At 41.7% G+C, this 21080-nt stretch carries 15 protein-coding genes; 14 read left to right on the plus strand and 1 reads right to left on the minus strand.

Annotation, left to right across the window (positions count from 1 at the left end):
- Positions 1 to 21 precede the first annotated feature (21 nt).
- The gene (locus HCG69_RS15945) at positions 22 to 1836 is read right to left on the minus strand and encodes a MutS family DNA mismatch repair protein (RefSeq protein ID WP_221650867.1); all 1815 of its coding nucleotides are present in this window, start codon (positions 1834 to 1836) and stop codon (positions 22 to 24) included.
- Between the two features lie 993 nt (positions 1837 to 2829).
- On the opposite strand from HCG69_RS15945, the gene HCG69_RS15950 reads away from it, so the two are divergent.
- The 14 genes from HCG69_RS15950 (at position 2830) to HCG69_RS16015 (ending at position 20860) form a co-directional block, all read left to right on the plus strand.
- Positions 2830 to 3462, plus strand: a complete 633-nt coding sequence (locus HCG69_RS15950; protein WP_221650868.1) for a DUF6563 family protein — start codon at positions 2830 to 2832, stop codon at positions 3460 to 3462.
- 114 nt (positions 3463 to 3576) lie between these two features.
- On the plus strand, positions 3577 to 5565 hold the full coding sequence (locus HCG69_RS15955; protein WP_221650869.1) for a urocanate hydratase: 1989 nt from the start codon (positions 3577 to 3579) through the stop codon (positions 5563 to 5565).
- On the plus strand, positions 5562 to 6464 hold the full coding sequence (gene ftcD / locus HCG69_RS15960; RefSeq protein ID WP_221650870.1) for a glutamate formimidoyltransferase: 903 nt from the start codon (positions 5562 to 5564) through the stop codon (positions 6462 to 6464). Before HCG69_RS15955 ends, ftcD begins: the two co-directional genes overlap by 4 nt.
- Positions 6465 to 6515: 51 nt before the next feature.
- On the plus strand, positions 6516 to 7769 hold the full coding sequence (gene hutI, locus HCG69_RS15965) for an imidazolonepropionase (protein ID WP_221650871.1): 1254 nt from the start codon (positions 6516 to 6518) through the stop codon (positions 7767 to 7769).
- A gap of 27 nt (positions 7770 to 7796) precedes the next feature.
- Positions 7797 to 8426, plus strand: coding sequence for a cyclodeaminase/cyclohydrolase family protein (locus HCG69_RS15970; RefSeq protein WP_221650872.1), 630 nt, complete (start codon positions 7797 to 7799; stop codon positions 8424 to 8426).
- Complete coding sequence (hutH, locus tag HCG69_RS15975) at positions 8423 to 9919, plus strand: histidine ammonia-lyase (RefSeq protein ID WP_221650873.1); 1497 nt, start codon at positions 8423 to 8425, stop codon at positions 9917 to 9919. The genes HCG69_RS15970 and hutH overlap by 4 nt, the downstream gene beginning before the upstream one ends.
- Before the next feature lie 345 nt (positions 9920 to 10264).
- Positions 10265 to 10921, plus strand: a complete 657-nt coding sequence (locus HCG69_RS15980; RefSeq protein WP_007487322.1) for a TetR/AcrR family transcriptional regulator — start codon at positions 10265 to 10267, stop codon at positions 10919 to 10921.
- 53 nt (positions 10922 to 10974) lie between these two features.
- Positions 10975 to 12324, plus strand: coding sequence for a TolC family protein (locus tag HCG69_RS15985; protein WP_122201803.1), 1350 nt, complete (start codon positions 10975 to 10977; stop codon positions 12322 to 12324).
- 30 nt (positions 12325 to 12354) lie between these two features.
- Complete coding sequence (locus HCG69_RS15990; protein WP_122201802.1) at positions 12355 to 13371, plus strand: efflux RND transporter periplasmic adaptor subunit; 1017 nt, start codon at positions 12355 to 12357, stop codon at positions 13369 to 13371.
- An 89-nt stretch (positions 13372 to 13460) separates the two neighbouring features.
- Positions 13461 to 16619 (plus strand): efflux RND transporter permease subunit, encoded by a 3159-nt coding sequence (locus HCG69_RS15995; protein WP_007487316.1) that lies wholly within the window; start codon positions 13461 to 13463, stop codon positions 16617 to 16619.
- A gap of 15 nt (positions 16620 to 16634) precedes the next feature.
- On the plus strand, positions 16635 to 16928 hold the full coding sequence (locus HCG69_RS16000) for a PG0541 family transporter-associated protein (protein WP_002558027.1): 294 nt from the start codon (positions 16635 to 16637) through the stop codon (positions 16926 to 16928).
- A gap of 198 nt (positions 16929 to 17126) precedes the next feature.
- Complete coding sequence (locus HCG69_RS16005; protein WP_025866974.1) at positions 17127 to 18500, plus strand: SGNH/GDSL hydrolase family protein; 1374 nt, start codon at positions 17127 to 17129, stop codon at positions 18498 to 18500.
- Positions 18469 to 19386 carry an SGNH/GDSL hydrolase family protein gene (locus HCG69_RS16010; RefSeq protein ID WP_044158080.1) on the plus strand — a complete coding sequence of 306 codons (918 nt, stop codon included), beginning with the start codon at positions 18469 to 18471 and terminating at the stop codon, positions 19384 to 19386. Before HCG69_RS16005 ends, HCG69_RS16010 begins: the two co-directional genes overlap by 32 nt.
- Positions 19373 to 20860: an MBOAT family protein gene (locus HCG69_RS16015; RefSeq protein ID WP_025866976.1), complete on the plus strand. Its 1488-nt coding sequence runs from the start codon at positions 19373 to 19375 to the stop codon at positions 20858 to 20860. Before HCG69_RS16010 ends, HCG69_RS16015 begins: the two co-directional genes overlap by 14 nt.
- Positions 20861 to 21080 lie beyond the last annotated feature (220 nt).

Raw genomic sequence — 21080 nt, forward strand, 5'->3', positions numbered from 1 at the left:
AAGAATCGCAGGAAATGGAGATTAGTCGTCTATGACGGCAATCCCCATTTTTTTCATTAAGAAGCAAGCATTCATATTCTGTGCTACTCCGTTCTTCATTTGATAAGAGAAAGTAAGCTCATTGTTGGTGATTTCTGCTTCAAAACAATAGTTGCGGATATCTTCGGGGAAGAGATTAATAAGTGTCCCCAACATAAGGTCGTGTGTGGCTATGATGCCATTAGCCTGCAGTGCCATAAATTGCTTGATAAGGGCAAAAGAACCTTTTTGCTTATCGGTGGAATTTGTTCCTTTCAATATTTCATCAAGGATGATGAATAGTTCTTCACCTGCATCGAGCTTATCGATGATAAGTTTCAGGCGTTTTAGTTCGGCAAAGAAATAAGATTCATTATCCGTAAGTGAATCGCTGGTGCGCAGACTGGTGATTAGTCGGGACGGATACAGTTTCATTCGTTTGGCCCATACAGGTGCACCTATGCAGGCTAATAGGTAGTTGATTCCTACTGTACGCAGGTACGTACTTTTCCCTGCCATGTTAGCCCCTGTGATGATGATGAAGAAAGGACGTTTGGCGATATCTATATCATTGCATACACACTTATCACGGTTCATGAGTGGATGTCCCAATGCCTCCGCTTCCATAGAGAAGGGAGTAGAAGTAATTTGTGGGTAGATATACTCCGGATGGTTGTAAGCGAAAGTAGCTAATGAACAATAAGCATCCATCTCTCCGATAGCTTTGAGCCAGGATGGGAGTTCGGAAGCATGCTTTTCTTTCCAGGCTTCTATCCGCATAATCTGTCGTAATTCCCAGAAAAGAGCACCGTTCAGAACAAAAGACATCAGCATATTATTACGCTGGTCAAGTGCATTCATCAAAGCAGTAAGTTTTTTAACAGCCTGTGAGGCGGTTTGTTTGTCACCACCTACAAGTTCCTTTATCTCCTGTAGTGCAGCACTGTGATACTCTTTTTCTTCAATGATATGAATGAGGCTGGCATAAGTAGCAAGTATCTGAAGCCTCTTTCCATAGAGTGCCTGCATCTTTGTTATTCCTCTTGAAAAGGCAAAGCTGAGAAGGAAGAAGCCAACGAAGATAATACCTGGTACTGTACCTGATACTATACCTGCTATGGCCAGTGCTATAAATATAATATTAATAGCAGGAACGATGAAAGGAAGTGCCCGGAGGATAGCATGATTCCTATAATAACTGGGACTGTCGGCCCATGCTTTTATTTCCTCTTCATCGGCAGATTTTCCTTTGTATAGCAAACCGAGTATACGGAAACGCTGGCGCATCTTTAGTTCCGGGGCAAGTTCCCTTACAGCTTCCTGACGTTTTTCTATTTCAGTTTTACTTTCCAGATGGGTATTGAGCCAGGCAGCCAGCCGTTTTTTGCCTAAATCAGTTGAAGTACGGTTGATATACTGGAAAAGTGAACGTTCACCAAACACATCGAGGTCATATGAATAGAGATGTGCCGGATTGATAAATTCTTCTCCATTGTCAAAAGAAGAACTGTCGTATTCTATAGCCTGAAGTTCTTGCTGGTTTATTTCTATTTTCTTTTCGAGATACTCTTTTTGATAAAACAAACGATTGTGTAACTTTACCAGAAAAAGGAAAGGGACGAAAGTAAGGGCAACCACACCTGTGATAACAATCCATCCATTGTCCCAAAAATGAATAACTCCTGCAATGCCGGCTACGAATAATATTAGTCTTAAAGTGCCAATACGGTAGATCTGTTGCTTTGCTTTTCCGAGTTTCTGCTCTGCACTCTTAATGATATCCTGATAAGTATTGATAATATTCTTTAGCTGTTCCATATTATTTTATTTGTTTTTTACAAAAGTAGTATAATTAACAGGTAGCGTGTGTGGGGCTTGTTTTTGTCAATAGCAGATTTACTTTTTATTAACTAAAGTAGGCTGTTTCAGGAGAAAGTACCAATATTGACCAGTAATGAGTGTTTCCCACACGGGGAGATACGACGAGCGATGGTTCATTGAAGCGTAGATGAACGCAGATTTTCGCAAAGAAAAATAAGTATAAGATAAAGAAGAACAGGATTTTGATCTGCGATAATTCGCGTTAATCTGCGTTTTATCCGGATAATAAAACTCTGTGAAATTTACCACAGACAGAGTTATCGATCAGTAACGAAGATTATGGGCATATCTTTTCGGTGCCGGAAGTGTCCCTAAACGCCGTTGTTACCCTTGTCCGGTATTGTTTTCTGTCTTTCTCAGAAAGGAACGTTCTTTTTTCCGGTGCACAGCGTTGTTTTACATGTACATGTAAAGCTGCATGAGATGCACATGTCGTACTGCTCCACATGCACATGTCGTACTGTTTTACATGTACATGTAAAACAACGCTACACACCGAGGCACCATACATTACTCTACGAGTTGCGGCTTTATCGATATCGGAGAAAGAGATAGATGGTAATAACAGGCGCCATTTAGCACAAAACTGAACGGCTTTGAGTGTATTTCACCACAGAGGCCACTGAGGGTACAGAGTTTTTAGACATAAGAACAAAAGAACACAAAGCTGAGATAAGAGTTTAAAGACGGATTATGCAAGTAATATACTTTTTTGTTCTTATGTCTAAAACAGAAAAATATTACTCTGTGTTCTCTGTGGTGAACTTGTTCATTGTTGATCTTAATGGCCAACGACTGGTTTGCATTAGCAATTAACACCCCAGTCAAGCTTTTCTTTCTTTTTTTAGAAATTTTCGACTGAAAAACTTGCTTCAATTCGTCAAATGATGTAACTTTCCAAACGATTAATGCTGTAGATAGGAGGTACTTATGAAAAAACTGTGGATTATTTGTTTAATGAGTATTGTGGGACTGCCTCTGGTTGCACAGAACATTGTTTATTCCAACCTGAAAGATTTACTGGCTCATGATGGCGATACGGTGACGGCATTGAAAATAGAAAAGCGAACTAAAAATAATATTTCATTGTCCGGAGGGGCTGATTACAAGATCAGTGCCGATGATAACAAATCATTGTGCAAATATCTGAAAAACCGTTGTTTTGCCGTACAGGAAGATACATCTCTTTATATTAACTGCAAGAAGCTACGCTATAAACGCCTCCGTTTTGGTGGGTGGTATGCTCCTGCTATGTGCGTAAATGAGAATATCTTTTTTAGTGCCATACCTATTGGAGTAGTTGCGGCAAGTTCTTCGGTTACAATGGATGTTACGTTGGGAGGGGTGGTTGGTGATGCCATAGCCGCTTCCAGCCTGGTTTCGAAACGTGTATATTATGAGATTGATGCTATTACCGGTAAAATTGACTTCGTGGGAAAAGACCGGATGTGTGCTTTATTGGATTCCTATCCGGAATGGAAGGAAGCTTATCTCCATGAAAATAGCGAGTCTGCCGAAACTACCGGGAAGTATCTTAGATTACTTAAAACTGTAAAGGAATAATCTTTTTGATAATAAATGTCTTGAAATCTTTGTGATTTCCTTCCTTTTTCCTATATTGCGGAGAGTTATCAAGCTGTAAAAGATGACAGTTTGTAATCCTTAATCCTTATTATTATGAAAATGACTCTCTGCAACACTTTGCCTGCTTATCCAAATTTTGTAGAAGGTATACGGCGGGCACCGGATCGTGGTTATACGCTTACCCCGGCGCAGACAGCTACTGCTTTGAAGAATGCTTTGCGCTACATTCCTACAGAATTACATGAACAACTGGCTCCTGAATTTATGGAGGAGCTTCGTACACATGGAAGAATTTACGGTTATCGTTTCCGTCCCGAAGGCGACTTAAAAGCCAGGCCTATTGATGAATACCGGGGCAAATGCATTGAAGGTAAAGCTTTCCAGGTAATGATTGATAATAATCTTTGTTTTGATATTGCCCTCTATCCTTATGAACTTGTTACTTATGGTGAGACCGGACAAGTGTGTCAAAACTGGATGCAATACCGCCTTATTAAGCAGTATCTTGAAGAATTGACTCAAGATCAAACGCTTGTAGTAGAATCCGGGCATCCACTGGGGCTTTTCCGTTCACGGCCTGATGCTCCCCGGGTAATAATTACCAATGCGATGATGGTGGGGCAGTTCGATAATCAGCATGACTGGCATGTGGCTATGCAAATGGGAGTGGCCAATTATGGTCAGATGACTGCCGGTGGCTGGATGTATATCGGACCACAAGGGATTGTACATGGTACCTTTAACACTTTGCTGAATGCCGGTCGTATGAAACTTGGTATTCCCCAGGATAAAGATTTGCGGGGACATTTGTTTGTCTCTTCCGGTTTAGGAGGTATGAGTGGCGCCCAGCCCAAAGCGGCAGAGATTGCTGGTGCAGCTTGTATCGTGGCCGAGGTAGATGCTTCCCGTATTGAAACCCGGTATGAACAAGGGTGGGTAGGACATGTGACAAATAATATGGGTGAGGCTTACCGCATGGTACAGGAAGCAATGCGGCATGGTGAACCTTGTTCTGTGGCCTATCATGGTAATGTAGTCGACCTTTTGGAATATGCCGAAAGAGAAAATATACCTATTGAACTACTTTCTGATCAGACTTCTTGTCATGCTGTTTATGATGGTGGTTATTGTCCTGCCGGACTAACATTCGAGGAGCGAACCCGTCTCTTGCATGAATCTCCCGAAGAGTTCCGTTCTCTGGTAGATATTTCGCTTCGTCGCCATTTTGAAGTGATAAGGAAGTTGGTAGCCCGTGGCACCTACTTTTTTGATTATGGAAACTCCTTCATGAAAGCTATTTATGATGCAGGAGTTCGGGAGATTTCGCGTAATGGGGTGGATGAGAAAGACGGCTTTATCTGGCCCAGTTATGTAGAAGATATTATGGGACCGGAGTTATTCGATTATGGTTATGGCCCCTTCCGTTGGGTGTGCCTGAGTGGTAAACATGAAGACTTGATAAAGACCGATCATGCTGCAATGGAATGTATCGATGTGAATCGTCGCAGTCAGGACCTGGATAATTATAACTGGATACGTGATGCCGAAAAGAATCGTTTGGTAGTGGGTACACAGGCACGTATCCTGTATCAGGATGCGCTGGGGAGAATGAAGATAGCGCTCCGTTTCAATGAAATGGTACGTTGTGGTGAAGTAGGGCCTATCATGTTGGGGCGTGATCATCATGATGTCAGCGGAACCGATTCACCTTTCCGTGAAACCTCCAATATAAAAGATGGTAGTAATGTAATGGCAGACATGGCTGTACAGTGTTTTGCAGGTAATTGTGCACGGGGTATGAGCCTTGTAGCGTTGCATAATGGAGGAGGTGTAGGCATTGGAAAAGCGATAAACGGAGGCTTTGGTATGGTATGCGATGGTAGTGAGCGGGTGGATGAAATATTACGTTCGGCAATGCTTTGGGATGTGATGGGCGGTGTGGCTCGTCGTTCATGGGCACGTAATGAGCATGCTATGGAAACAAGTGAAGTTTTCAACAAAACGCATGGGGAAAACTATCATATTACGATGCCTTATGTTGCAGATGAAGAACTAATTAATAAATTAATAACCGAACTATGAGCTGGAATAAAATTATTGAGTGCGTCCCAAACTTTAGCGAGGGCCGTGATTTGGAGAAAATAGAAAAAATAATATCCCCTTTCCGTGCACGTGCCGGAGTAAAGCTACTTGATTATAGTAATGACGAAGATCATAACCGCCTGGTGGTGACTCTTGTAGGAGAACCGGAGGCTTTGCGGGATGCTATCATAGAAGCAGTTGGAGTTGCCGTTGCATTAATCGATCTTAACCATCATACTGGGCAACATCCTCGTATGGGAGCAGTAGATGTCATTCCTTTTATTCCGATAAAGAATACAACGATGGATGAGGCTGTCGCACTTTCCAAAGAAGTGGGGGCAAAGGTGGCAGAACTTTACGGGCTTCCCGTCTTCTTATATGAGAAATCAGCTTCGGCCCCTCATCGTGAGAATCTGGCTGCTGTTCGCAAAGGTGAATTTGAAGGTATGGCAGAGAAGATAAAACTTCCTGAATGGACACCTGATTTTGGTCCGGCCGAGCGGCATTCAACAGCAGGAACTGTTGCTATCGGTGCACGTATGCCATTGGTAGCTTATAATATTAATCTTAGCACCCCTAATCTGGAGATAGCTCATGATATTGCTAAAAAGATTCGTTTTATAGGTGGTGGACTTCGTTATTGTAAGGCAATGGGAGTCGAATTGAAGGACCGGGGAATCACACAGGTATCTATCAATATGACCGATTATACGAAAACAGCTCTTTATCGTGCTTTTGAACTGGTACGTATCGAGGCCCGGCGCTATGGTGTGAGTATTGTTGGGAGTGAAATTATCGGTCTTGTTCCGATGGAGGCATTGATTGATACCGCCTCCTATTATCTTGGTTTGGAGAATTTCTCTATGCAACAAGTACTTGAAGCACGAATTATGGAATGATATATGAAACGTAGATTAAGGGGAATTTACGATTTGAAATAATATATAAGTATGAGCGAAAACCTGATTATATTTAATGCAAAGATTGTGACTCCTCTTGGCTTTTCCGCCCGGAAAGGTGAAGAGATGTCACAGTTGCAGATTATTGAAAACGGTACGGTAGAAGTTACTGATGGTATTATTACTTACGTTGGGCAGAATCGTGGTGAGGAGCGTGATGGTTATTATCATCACTATTGGCACTATAATGCCCGTGGCAAGTGTTTGCTACCTGGTTTTGTTGATTCGCATACTCATTTTGTTTTTGCAGGCGAACGTGCAGAAGAATTCTCCTGGCGTTTGAAAGGAGAAAGCTATATGTCCATTATGCAACGTGGAGGGGGGATTGCCAGTACGGTGAAGGCTACCCGTGAGCAAAACTTTGTCAGGATGCGATCCAAAGCCGAAGGTTTTTTGAAAAAGATGAGCATGATGGGAGTTACTACTGTAGAAGGAAAGAGTGGTTACGGACTTAATCGCGACACCGAGTTGCTACAACTGAAAGTAATGCGTAGCTTGAACAACGATGAGCATAAGCGGGTGGATATTGTATCCACTTTCTTGGGGGCGCATGCCATTCCACCGGAATATGCAGGACGGGATGATGAATATATTGATTTCCTGATTCATGAAATGCTTCCCATTATCCGGCAAAACGAACTCGCCGAATGTTGTGACGTTTTTTGTGAACAAGGGGTGTTTTCGATAGAACAGTCCCGCCGTTTACTTACAGCCGCACGTGATCAAGGTTTCCTGCTGAAACTTCATGCGGATGAAATCGTTTCGCTCGGAGGTGCCGAATTAGCTGCTGAACTAAATGCCTTGTCTGCCGATCATCTGCTACATGCTTCTGATACCGGTATTCGTGCAATGGCTGAAGCCGGAGTGGTAACTACCTTGCTACCTCTGACTGCTTTTGCGCTGAAAGAACCCTATGCTCGTGCCCGTGATATGATGAATGCCGGTTGTGCCGTGGCTTTAGCTACAGATTTGAATCCGGGTAGTTGTTTTTCCGGCTCTATCCCACTAACCTTTGCACTTGCTTGTATTTACATGGGCTTTACTATTGAGGAAGCTATTACTGCATTAACTTTGAACGGAGCTGCTGCATTGAATCGGGCCGACCGTATTGGTAGTATTGAAGTTGGTAAACAAGGTGACTTCGTAGTTCTGGACTCAACAGACTATAATATTCTACCTTATTATATAGGTATGAATTGTGTGAATACAACGATAAAGAGAGGTGTTCTTTATCCTGTAGTTTAATGATAAAACTAAAAAAATAAGATCATTATGTTAGTAGATTTGACAGTAACAGATTTTCTGAATAAAGTAGCCGGAAGCGATCCTGTACCCGGTGGTGGTAGTGTAGCAGCTCTTAATGGGGCTATTGCATCTGCTTTGGCAGCTATGGTAGCAGGCTTGACTATTGGTAAGAAAGGCTATGAAGATACCGGAGAAATCATGAAACATATTCAGTCTCTTGCTCTTACACAGAAGACGGGATTTGTGGCCGATATTGATCGTGATTCTGAAGCATATAATAAAGTATTTGATTGTTTTAGATTACCCAAAAATACAGATGAAGAGAAAGCTATCCGTAGTGCTGCCATTCAGGAAGCTACAAAGTTTGCTGCCCTTGTTCCTATGCAGGTGGCCCGTAATGCTTACGAACTGATGGGTATTATTGCTGATGTGGCTAAACTAGGGAACCGTAATGCGGTGACCGACGCTTGTGTAGCCATGATGTCTGCTCGTTCGGCTGTGTTGGGTGCTTTGATGAACGTCCGTATCAATCTTGGCTCGCTCAAAGATAAAACCTTTGTAGAACAGTTACAATCTGAGGCGGATGAACTGGAGCATAAAACCTGTGTCAAAGAGAAAGAGTTACTGGATGCTATCAACCAAGATTTAAGAATATGAACAACGTTTATTATGTAGGCTCAGGTGAGCTTACTTTCGATATCATCGAGCGCATCATCAACGAGAATTTGAAACTGGAACTGGCTCCTGAAGCAAAGCTTCGCATTCAAAGATGCCGTGATTATCTAGACCAAAAAATAGCTGCTTCTGATACCCCCCTTTATGGTATTACTACCGGTTTTGGTTCCTTGTGTAGCAAGAATATTTCTCTTGATGAACTCGGCACTTTGCAGGAGAATCTTATCAAAAGTCACGCTTGTAGCGTGGGGGAGGAAATTCGCCCGGTTATCATCAAGCTGATGATGCTTTTCAAAGCCCATGCTTTGTCACTGGGGCATAGTGGTGTGCAGGTGATCACTGTGCAACGTATCCTTGATTTCTTTAACAATGATGTGATGCCCATCGTATATGACCGTGGCTCTTTGGGAGCTTCGGGTGATCTGGCTCCGTTGGCCAATCTTTTCTTACCACTGATTGGAGTCGGCGATGTTAACTACAAAGGGAAGAAACGCGAAGCTATCAATGTACTTGACGAATTTGGATGGGAACCCGTGAAACTGATGAGTAAAGAAGGGCTTGCCCTGCTCAATGGTACTCAGTTTATGAGTGCCAATGGGGTTTTTGCCATTCTCAAAGCTTTCCGGCTTTCTAAAAGAGCGGACCTTATTGCTGCTATTTCGCTTGAGGCTTTTGATGGACGTATCGAACCTTTTATGGACTGTATTCAGCAAATCCGTCCGCATAAAGGGCAAATTGAAACGGGTGAGGCTTTCAGAAATTTGCTCGAAGGTAGCGAACTCATTACACGTCCCAAAGCACATGTACAAGATCCATACTCGTTCCGTTGTATTCCGCAAGTACATGGCGCCACGAAAGACGCTATCCGTTATGTTGCTTCCGTATTGCTGACCGAAATCAACTCCGTTACCGATAATCCTACTATCTTTCCCGATGAAGACCGTATTATCTCCGGGGGGAACTTTCACGGGCAGCCCCTTGCTATCTCTTATGATTTCCTTGCCATTGCTCTTGCCGAGCTCGGAAATATTTCCGAGCGTCGCGTCGCACAACTTATAATGGGGCTTCGTGGTTTACCTGAATTTCTGGTTGCTAATCCCGGATTGAATTCTGGCTTTATGATACCACAGTATGCTGCCGCTTCTATGGTAAGTCAGAATAAAATGTACTGTTATGCTGCTTCCAGTGATTCCATCGTTTCATCCAACGGACAAGAAGACCATGTCAGTATGGGAGCCAATGCGGCTACAAAGTTATATAAGGTAATGGATAACCTGGAACACATTCTTGCTATCGAATTGATGAATGCCGCTCAGGGGATTGAATTCCGTCGGCCGGAGAAAACCTCTGCGAAACTGGAACGTTTTTTGGCCGAATATCGGAAAGAAGTTCCTTTTGTTAAAGATGACATTGTGATGTATAAGGAGATTCATAAAACAGTAGCTTTCCTTAACCGGACAAAGTTTGATTATTAACAGTTTCTTTTCTTCTTTATAGGTAAAAACTACCTGAAAATGAAAAACTATAGCGGATATATCCCGGGAACTTACCGGAATATATCCGTTGTTTGTCGATTATTACCCCTATATTGACGAGAAAACTTTTTCTATATCTTACTGATTATCTACTTTTGTGGTGTACTTATTGTTAACACTTGTTTTCACATTGCTTCGTTAACCTATAATAATTATCAAATGTAAGCGATTAATATGGAAACTAAATTTGTAATCTGAGTTTTCTATCTATCTTTGTTCCGTTTTCACAAGCTATTAGTGTGAAAGTACAGATAGTAAAAACGGCTAATTATAAAGAAATGGATGATGAGTACTAACGCAAAAGAAATTTCGAACAGAGTAGAGTTGAGAGACAGAATTATAGTGAAAGCCACTGAAGCCTTTACTTTACATGGTATTAAAAGCATAACGATGGATGATATAGCTACCTCGTTAGGTATATCAAAGCGTACGCTTTATGAAGTTTTTGAAGACAAGGAGACGTTGTTGAGAGAGGTTATTCTGAAAAATCAGGAGGATAAAAATGAGTTTCTGGAAAATCTTTTGGCTGAGTCAACAAATGTATTGGAGGTTATTTTGGTGTGTTTTCAAAAGAGCATTGAGATGTTCCATCAGACTAACAAACGCTTTTTTGAGGATCTGAAGAAATATCCTCATGTTTTTAATATGGTGAAAAAGAATCGCGATAAAGATTCGGAAAGTACAATTGCTTTTTTCAAATCGGGTGTGGAACAAGGTATTTTCCGGGATGATGTGAATTTTGCAATTGTCAATTTACTCGTTCGTGAACAATTTGACTTGCTGATGAATACGGATATCTGCAAAGAGTATCCTTTTTTGGAAGTTTATGAGTCAATCATGTTTACTTTCCTTCGTGGGATAGCCACCGAAAGAGGAGCGAGAGTGTTGGAAGAATTTATACAGGAATATCGGAAAAATAGAATAGAGCGGACGGGAGAATAACTTTTCCTGATTTTACAAACAACTAAAGTTTACAAAAAGAAGAAGACTTATTTATGAACAAAATGAGAAAATTAGCAGGTAAGAAGCTGCTTTTAGGTATAGCAGTTTTTCTTGCCGGGGGCTTTGTACGGGCACAGGAGGCAAAGGATACTTTGACCCTGACTTTGGATAAAGCACTGGAAATTGCTCTGAGTGAGAATCCCACTATTAAAGTGGCGGATGAAGAAATCTCCTTAAAGGAGGTAGCCAACAAGGAAACCTGGCAGAACTTATTACCTCAGGTTAGCATCTCAGGATCGCTGGATCATACGATTAAAGCGGCTCAGATGAATCTTGGTGGGCAATCCTTTAAGATGGGACAGGACAATTCAAATACGGCGAATGCAGGTTTAGCTGTCAGTTTGCCTTTATTTGCTCCTTCCGTTTACAAAGCTATGTCAATGACTAAGACTGATATTGAATTGGCTGTTGAGAAATCAAGAGCTTCTAAACAAGATCTGGTTAATCAGGTGACAAAGGCGTATTACCAACTGATGTTGACGCAAGATACCTATGAGGTAATGCAGAAAAGTTATAAACTGGCAGAAGATAATTTTAATGTTGCCAATGCTAAATATCAACAAGGAACTGTAAGCGAATTTGATAAAATTAGTGCTGAAGTACAGATGCGTAGTGTAAAACCCAGTGTTGTGTCAGCTTCAAATGCGGTGACATTGGCGAAGTTGCAATTGAAGGTATTGATGGGCATTACAGCTGATGTAGATCTGAAGGCCGATGATAATCTGGCTAATTACGAAACGGCTTTGTTTGCCGGAGAATTGAGCGCCGGAGATGAAAGTCTGATCAATAATACGACTATGAAGCAATTTGATTTGAATCATAAATTGCTTCTTAAGAACATCAAGTCTCAACGAACAAATTTCCTTCCGACACTCTCTATGTCTCTTTCGTATCAGTATCAGTCTCTTTATAATCCGAATCTGAATTTCTTTGATTACAACTGGAGTAATAGTTCTTCATTGATGTTCAATCTGAGTATTCCTTTGTATAAGGCCAGTAATTTTACAAAGATGAAAACGGCTCGTATACAGGTAAAACAACTGGAATGGAACCGTTTGGATACGGAACGTAAGTTGAATATGCAAATAGAAAGTTATCGTAGTAATATGGCTGCCAGTTCAGAACAAGTTGTAAGTAACAAAGAAAATGTGTTGCAAGCTGAGAAAGCAGTATTGATTGCCGGTAAGCGTTATGAAGTGGGAAAGGGTACTGTACTCGAATTGAATAGCTCGCAGGTGTCATTGACACAGGCGGAACTTACTTACAATCAATCAATTTACGATTATTTGGTATCTAAGGCTGACCTTGATCAGGTATTGGGTAGAGATGAGGTAATAAAATAAACCAGGAAAAATAAAAATATAGAAAATCACATGAAAAAGAGTTTCCAATTAGTAGCCTTGTTTGCTATTATGCTGCTAGGCTCGTGTACTGGCGGAAAAGAACAGAAAGCTGTTGAAAAAGTTGAAGATAAGCCTAAGGTAAAATTGGCGGATGTAACAGCACGGCCTGTTGATCAGATACAGGAATATACGGCAACAGTAGAAGCGGAAGTTAAGAATAATATAGCTCCGGCGTCTCCTGTGAGAATAGATAAGATATTTGTAGAAGTGGGTGACCGCGTTTCAAAAGGACAGAAGTTGGTACTTATGGATGAGGCCAGTTTGAAACAGATGAAATTGCAACTGGAAAACAAACGTCTTGAATTTAATCGTGCTGATGAACTTTATAAAGTAGGCGGTACTTCCAAATCAGAATGGGATGCCTTGAAGATGGCACTTGAAGTACAAGAGACGGCTTATAAGAATTTAATGGAGAATACAACATTGGTTAGCCCGATTAGCGGAATCATAACTGCACGTAATTATGATAACGGAGATATGTATAGCGGTGGAAACCCGGTGTTGGTTGTAGAGCAGATTACTCCGGTAAAACTGATGATCAATGTTTCTGAAACTTATTTCTCTCAGGTAAAAAAAGGGTCTCCTGTTGCAGTGAAGCTGGATGTGTATGGTGATGAAGAGTTTGCTGGAAAGGTTAGCCTCGTTTATCCTACCATTGATGCAACTACACGTACTTTTCCTGTTGAAATCAAGCTGGAAAACAAAGATCAGCGGGTACGTCCGGGAATGTTTGCCCGTGTTACTTTGAATTTTGGTACTCAGGACAACGTAGTTGTTCCCGATTTGGCTATTGTAAAACAGGCGGGTGCCGGCGACCGTTACGTATTTGTATACAAAGATGGAAAAGTTTCTTACAATAAAGTGGAACTTGGACGTCGTATGGGTACAGAATATGAGCTGAAGTCGGGTGTACCCAACAACTCACAGGTAGTTGTTGCAGGACAGGCACGCCTGATTAACGGTACAGAAGTAGACGTAGAGAAATAAAATTAACGATTAATGATTAGTGATAAGTGATTAGCACTCATTGTGCTTTCACTCATCATTCATCACTCAATAACTAATCACTAAACAACATGAGTTTATACGAAGGAGCGGTAAAAAAACCGATTATGACCTCCCTCTGCTTTCTTGCAGTGGTGATCTTTGGTCTTTTCTCTTTATCAAAACTACCTATCGACTTGTATCCGGATATCGATACAAATACGATTATGGTAATGACCGCCTATCCCGGAGCCAGTGCTTCGGATATAGAAAATAACGTGACCCGACCGTTGGAAAACACGTTGAATGCTGTTAGTAACCTGAAGCATATTACTTCACGGTCGTCAGAAAACATGTCCTTGATTACGCTGGAGTTTGAATTTGGTAATGACATCGATGTACTGACGAACGATGTCCGGGACAAACTTGACATGGTGAGTTCACAGCTCCCGGATGATGTGGAGAATCCTATCATCTTTAAGTTTAGTACGGACATGATTCCTATCGTACTATTGTCTGTACAGGCCAATGAAAGCCAGTCGGCACTTTATAAAATTCTGGATGACCGCGTAGTGAATCCTTTAGCCCGTATTCCCGGTGTGGGTACAGTGTCTATCAGTGGTGCTCCGCAGCGTGAAATTCAGGTATATTGTGACCCGAATAAGTTAGAGGCTTATCATCTGTCTATTGAGACCATCAGCTCTATTATTGGTGCAGAGAATAAAAATATTCCCGGTGGTACCTTTGATATTGGTAACGAAACTTATTCGTTGCGTGTAGAGGGAGAGTTTAACGATTCCCGACAGTTAGAAGATATAGTAGTAGGTACTTACAATGGTGCCAGTGTTTATCTTCGCGATGTGGCCCGTGTGGTTGACACAGTGGAAGAACGTGCGCAGGAGACATATAATAACGGTGTAAAGGGTGCTATGATTATTGTACAGAAACAATCGGGTGCCAACTCTGTGGAAATCTCAAGAAAGGTAGAAGAAGCGTTGCCCCGTTTGCAGAAGAACCTGCCGAGTGATGTGAAACTGGGAGTCATTGTTGATACATCCGATAACATTCTGAATACAATTGACAGTTTGGCCGAAACGGTACTTTATGCTTTACTCTTTGTTGTTATCGTAGTATTCCTCTTCCTGGGACGTTGGAGGGCAACATTGATTATTTGTATCACGATTCCGCTTTCGTTGATAGCCTCATTTATTTATCTGGCCATCACCGGGAATACGATTAATATCATTTCTCTGTCTTCCCTTTCCATTGCTATCGGTATGGTGGTAGATGATGCTATTGTAGTATTGGAGAATGTTACAACACATATTGAGCGTGGTTCTGATCCGAAACAGGCCGCTGTACATGGAACAAACGAGGTGGCTATCTCAGTTATTGCGTCTACGTTGACTATGATTGCGGTGTTCTTCCCGCTGACTATGGTAAGCGGTATGTCTGGTGTGATGTTTAAGCAGCTGGGATGGATGATGTGTGCTATTATGTTTATCTCCACGGTTGCAGCTTTATCATTGACTCCGATGCTTTGTGCTCAGCTGTTAAAGCTTCAGAAGAAACAATCAAAGGCATTCACGATGTTCTATAGACCTATTGAAAAATCATTGGATGGATTGGACAACTGGTATGCCCGTATGCTGAATTGGGCTGTTCGTCATCGTTCGGTTATTGTTGTCGGTTGTATCTTATTCTTTGTTGTCAGTTTATTCTGTGCCAAAGGTATTGGTACAGAATTTTTCCCGGCACAAGATAATGCCCGTATTGCTGTACAGCTTGAACTGCCGATTGGTACCCGTAAAGAGTTGGCTCAAGAGATATCTGAGAAGTTGACCAATCAGTGGATGACAAAGTATAAGGAAATAATGAAGGTATGTAACTATACTGTAGGCCAAGCTGATTCTGATAATACATGGGCTTCTATGCAGGATAACGGTTCTCACATTATTTCTTTCAATATCAGTTTGGTGGATCCGGGAGATCGTAAAATCTCGTTGGAGCAGGTCTGCGATGAGATGCGTGATGATTTGAAGAAGTATCCTGAGTTTAGTAAGGCACAGGTGATTCTTGGAGGTAGTAATACAGGTATGTCTGCTCAGGCCAGTGCCGACTTTGAAATTTATGGTTATGATATGGCAACTACCGATAGCGTAGCTGCTCAGTTGAAACGACGGTTGCTGGATGTAAAAGGAGTATCTGAGGTAAATATCAGTCGTAGCGACTACCAACCGGAGTATCAGGTAGATTTTGACCGTGAAAAATTGGCTTTGCATGGACTCAACTTGGCTACTGCCGGCACTTATCTGCGTAATCGTATCAATGGTGCTATTGCCTCTAAATATCGTGAAGATGGTGATGAGTATGATATTAAAGTACGTTATGCCCCTGAGCATCGTACCAGTCTTGAAAGTTTGGAAAATGTTTTGGTATATAACGCTAAAGGAGAGGCTGTTCGTATAAAAGATCTTGGTACGGTGGTTGAACGTTTTGCGCCTCCTACCATTGAACGTAAAGACCGCGAACGTATTGTGACGGTATCTGCTGTTATCTCTGGTGCTCCGCTGGGTGATGTGGTAAGTGCAGGTAATGCTATTATTGATAAGATGGATATACCATCGGAAGTGACGATTCAGGTTGCCGGTTCGTTTGAAGATCAGCAAGATTCGTTCCGGGATCTGGGAACACTGGCTATCTTGATTGTGGTCCTCGTATTTATTGTAATGGCTGCACAGTTTGAATCACTTACTTATCCATTCATCATTATGTTCTCACTCCCGTTTGCATTTAGTGGGGTGTTGATGGCACTATACTTCACGAATAGTACATTGAGTGTAATGAGTTTATTGGGAGCTATCATGTTGATTGGTATTGTGGTGAAGAATGGTATTGTGCTTATTGACTACATTACCCTGTGCCGTGAACGCGGACAATCGGTATTGCATTCGGTTGTGACCGCCGGTAAGAGTCGTCTTCGTCCGGTATTAATGACTACTGCTACTACTGTTCTTGGTATGATCCCGATGGCTATTGGTGGCGGACAAGGTTCGGAAATGTGGAGCCCGATGGCAATTGCCGTAATTGGTGGTTTGACGATATCTACCATCCTTACGTTAATTTTGATCCCAACATTGTATTGTGTATTTGCCGGTACAGGTATTAAACGCCAACGTAAAGCTATGAAACGTCAGCGCGCACTGGATATCTATTTTCAGGAGCATAAAGACGAAATCATAAAGAAATAACTAATAATTGAAAATATGAAATCAGTATTAATAACATTCGACCAAGCCTATTATGAACGTATCATTGCTTTGTTGGATCGCCTCAATTGCCGTGGTTTCACTTATCTGGAGCGTGTACAAGGACGTGGCTCAAAGACTGGTGAGCCGCATTTCGGAAGCCATGCATGGCCCAGTATGTGTTCCGCCATTCTATCTGTGGTTGAGGATGAGAAGGTAGACCCGCTATTGGATACGCTGCATAAAATGGATTTGCAGACAGAACAACTTGGACTACGTGCATTTGTCTGGAATATTGAACGGAGTATCTGATACTACCGTAAATTAACATAAAGAAAGGAGAATCTCATTGATCATGTAGATTCTCCTTTCTTTTTATCTGTCTTATCTATCTTTGCTTCAAGCGAAGATAAGCTGTATCTTGGCATAAAAAATGAACGAGTTCGTTTTATTCTGCTCTCGGTTTACATTATCTTTGCAGCTCCTTATTAAAAGAAAGTAAGAGAGTGCATGAAGAATTATCTGAAATATTCGTTGGGACTGACCTTATTTATTCTGGTTGCTTTGATTGGCATGCATTGGTTACCAGTCATAACGATTGATGGACATACAATGAGACGGGTGGACTTGTTGAGTGATATCCGTACACCTGAACCGGAAGAAGAAAAGATGGAAGCAGACAGCCTTCTTCCCGTACCTGAAGTGAAGCCTGCCTTTATAGACACCTGTCGTACAGGGATGACCTGTATAGAAGATTATAGTGATTCTACCCTGCGTGGGATGACTCCTTTCTACCGTGCACTGGACGAGATTCCGATGAAGAAGCGCCTGGTGCGTATCGCTGTCTTCGGTGATTCCTTTATAGAGGCCGATATATTCACTGCCGATCTGCGTGAAATGTTACAGAAACGTTTTGGGGGGTGCGGAGTGGGCTTTGTCACCATAACTTCTATGACCAGTGGATACCGTCCCACAGTACGCCATTCGTTCGGAGGATGGTCCAGTCATGCCGTAACGGATAGTGTTTATTTCGATCGAAAAAAACAAGGCCTTTCCGGACATTATTTTGTTCCCAACAATAATGCTTATGTTGAACTCCGTGGACAGAATAAGTATGCTTCTTTATTAGATACCTGTCAGCAGGCGTCTATCTTTTTTTATAATAAAGGTGCGGTTGATCTCTCTGTTCGTATAAATCGGGGAGAGACAGAAAACCGGCAATTTGAACCTGATGGGCATTTGCAGGCAATGCAGGTGGAGGGACGTATCGGATCTGTACGTTGGACAGTAAATCAGGCGGATTCTACGTTGTTTTATGGTATGGCGATGGATGGTACGCAAGGGATTATTGTTGATAACTTCTCTTTGCGTGGTAGTTCCGGACTTTCTCTGCGAACGATTCCTGCCAGCATAATAAAAGAGTTCAATGAGCAGCGTCCCTACGATCTTGTCATTTTGCAGTACGGACTGAATGTTGCTACTCAACGCGGCTACAATTATGATAATTATCAGAAAGGGTTACTTACTGCTATTGAGCATTTGAAGGAGTGTTTCCCACAGGCAGGTTTTCTGTTGCTTAGTGTAGGCGATCGTGACTATAAAACCGATACAGGAGAACTTCGTACGATGCCGGGAGTTAAGAATCTGATTCGCTATCAACAGAATATAGCCGCTGAGAGTGGCATCGCTTTCTGGAATATGTTTGAAGCAATGGGAGGAGAAGGTAGTATGGCAAAACTGGTACATGCAAAACCTTCCATGGCAAATTATGATTATACACATATTAACTTCCGGGGTGGAAAACATCTGGCAGGGTTGCTTTATGAAACATTACTCTACGGAAAAGAACAATATGACAGGAGACGTGCTTATGAGAATAAATAAGTTTTTGTTATTTATCGTAATTCTCTTCCTGTCAGTTTCGTTAAAGCTTTTTGCACAGGATGCTTTGCCTGTATGTCCCGTACGGGGGGCACCGATGAAAAGTGCTAAGCCGATGCGTGAGATGAAACTGCTTTACGATACTCTATCTGTGCAGATTGATTTGCCGGTTGCCTTTAAAGGAATAGGAATAAATGAGATTGTTGACAGTTTGGGGATACTTTCTCCTGTGCTGGAGCATTTGCGCCTTGTAAAAGGAGGAATACTGGAAGATACTGTACGTATTTTGCATATTGGAGATAGCCATATTCGGGGACATATTTACCCCCAGACCACCGGACAACGATTGGCTGAGACTTTTGGCAGTGTTTCCTATACTGATATGGGAGTAAATGGGGCAACCTGTCTCACTTTTACACATCCCGACCGTATCGCTGCCATTGCTGCACTTAAACCGGAACTTCTTATACTCTCTTTCGGAACAAATGAGAGCCATAATAAACGGTATAATGCTAATTTGCATTATCAGCAGATGGATGAACTTATTTCGCTGATTCGTGACAGTTTACCGGATGTTCCGATCCTGTTAACGACTCCTCCCGGTTCTTATGAAAGTTTCCGACGGCGAGGCAGGCGCCGGACATATACTATCAATCCGCGCACAGTGACGGCTGCCAATACCATTCAGAAGTACGCTCGTGATCATCATCTGGTTGTTTGGGATATGTATAATGTAGTGGGGGGAAGCCTTCGTGCCTGTAAGAACTGGCAGGAAGCCAGGTTGATGCGCCCCGATCATGTACATTATTTGCCTGAAGGATATATTCTCCAGGGTAATTTATTATACGAAGCCATTATTAAAGCTTACAACGATTATGTTTCCCATTGATATAGATTTTAGCCGCCTCCGTGAGGTTTTCACATATAATCCGGAGGCTCCGATGATATTTAGTAGCGGAATATTTCTCTGGCTGTTTGCCGCCTTTATGGTGGTGTATGTACTTCTGCGTCATAAGTATACTGCGCGTATCTTGTTTGTTACCTTGTTTTCTTATTATTTTTATTATAAGAGTAGCGGTACCTATTTCTTTTTATTGGCTATTGTAACAGTTGGCGATTTTGTGTTTGCCCGTCTGATGGATCGCACTGACAATAAGTATGGACGGAAAGCGTGGGTGATGCTAAGTCTTTCTCTCAATCTGGGATTACTTTGTTATTTTAAGTATACAAATTTTCTGGGTGGAGTTATTGCTTCATTGATGGGCGGACAATTTACAGCGCTTGATATATTCCTTCCTGTAGGCATCTCTTTCTTTACTTTTCAGTCGCTGAGTTATACAATCGATGTTTACCGAAGGGATATAAAACCACTTACCAATTTACTGGATTATGCTTTTTACGTGTCCTTTTTTCCTCAACTGGTGGCAGGACCTATTGTACGGGCACGTGATTTTATACCTCAGATTCGTAAGCCGCTTTATGTTTCGCAGGAAATGTTTGGACGGGGTATCTTTTTGATTGTAGCCGGTTTGTTTAAGAAAGCTGTTATCTCAGACTATATCAGTATCAATTTTGTAGAACGTATTTTTGATAACCCTACGCTTTATTCAGGTATAGAAAACCTGATGGGACTTTATGGGTATGCACTGCAAATTTATTGCGATTTTTCCGGATATAGTGATATGGCTATTGGTATTGCTCTCTTATTAGGCTTCCATTTTAATCTGAATTTTAATTCTCCGTATAAATCGGCTTCTATTACAGAGTTTTGGCGACGTTGGCATATTTCTCTGTCAAGCTGGTTGCGTGATTATCTGTATATCTCATTGGGAGGAAACCGGCATGGTAAATTCCGTCAGTATCTTAATCTTATTATTACAATGTTTCTGGGGGGATTATGGCATGGAGCATCCTGGAATTTTGTTTTATGGGGTATGTTTCATGGCGTAGCGTTGGCGCTCCATAAAGCCTGGATGACTATCATAGGGCGTAAGAAAGGGGAAGAAAGTCATGGTGTCCGTCGTTTTTTGGGTGTTATTATTACATTTAACTTTGTTTGTTTCTGTTGGATTTTCTTTCGTAATGCTGATATTCATAACTCAATGGATATGCTGGGACAGATATTTACAACTTTCCGCCCACAACTGTTCCCGCAATTATTAGAGGGATACTGGCGTGTTTTTGCTTTGATGGCATTGGGCTTTCTACTTCATTTTGCTCCTGATAGTTGGGAAAATGCAGTTTGTCGTGGGGTAATTCGCCTCCCGTTTTTAGGCAAAGCATTATTAATGGTGGCTATGATTTATCTGGTTATTCAGATGAAGAGTAGCGAGATCCAACCATTCATTTACTTCCAGTTTTGAGTGTTTTCCGCACGGGGAGGTACGCCAGGCGATGATTAATTGAAACGCAGATGAACACAGATTTTCGCAAAGGGAAATAAATAGATGATTAATATCTACAGTCTTTTAATCTGCATTAATCTGCGTTTCATTAAATAAATAGTACTTTGTGGAACTCTGTGCTACTTTATGGTGGAATATATTCAAGACCGTATTACGATCATCCGTATTTCATCAGATA

Source organism: Bacteroides sp. K03, from assembly GCF_019734355.1.
GTDB classification, from domain to species: domain Bacteria; phylum Bacteroidota; class Bacteroidia; order Bacteroidales; family Bacteroidaceae; genus Bacteroides; species Bacteroides nordii.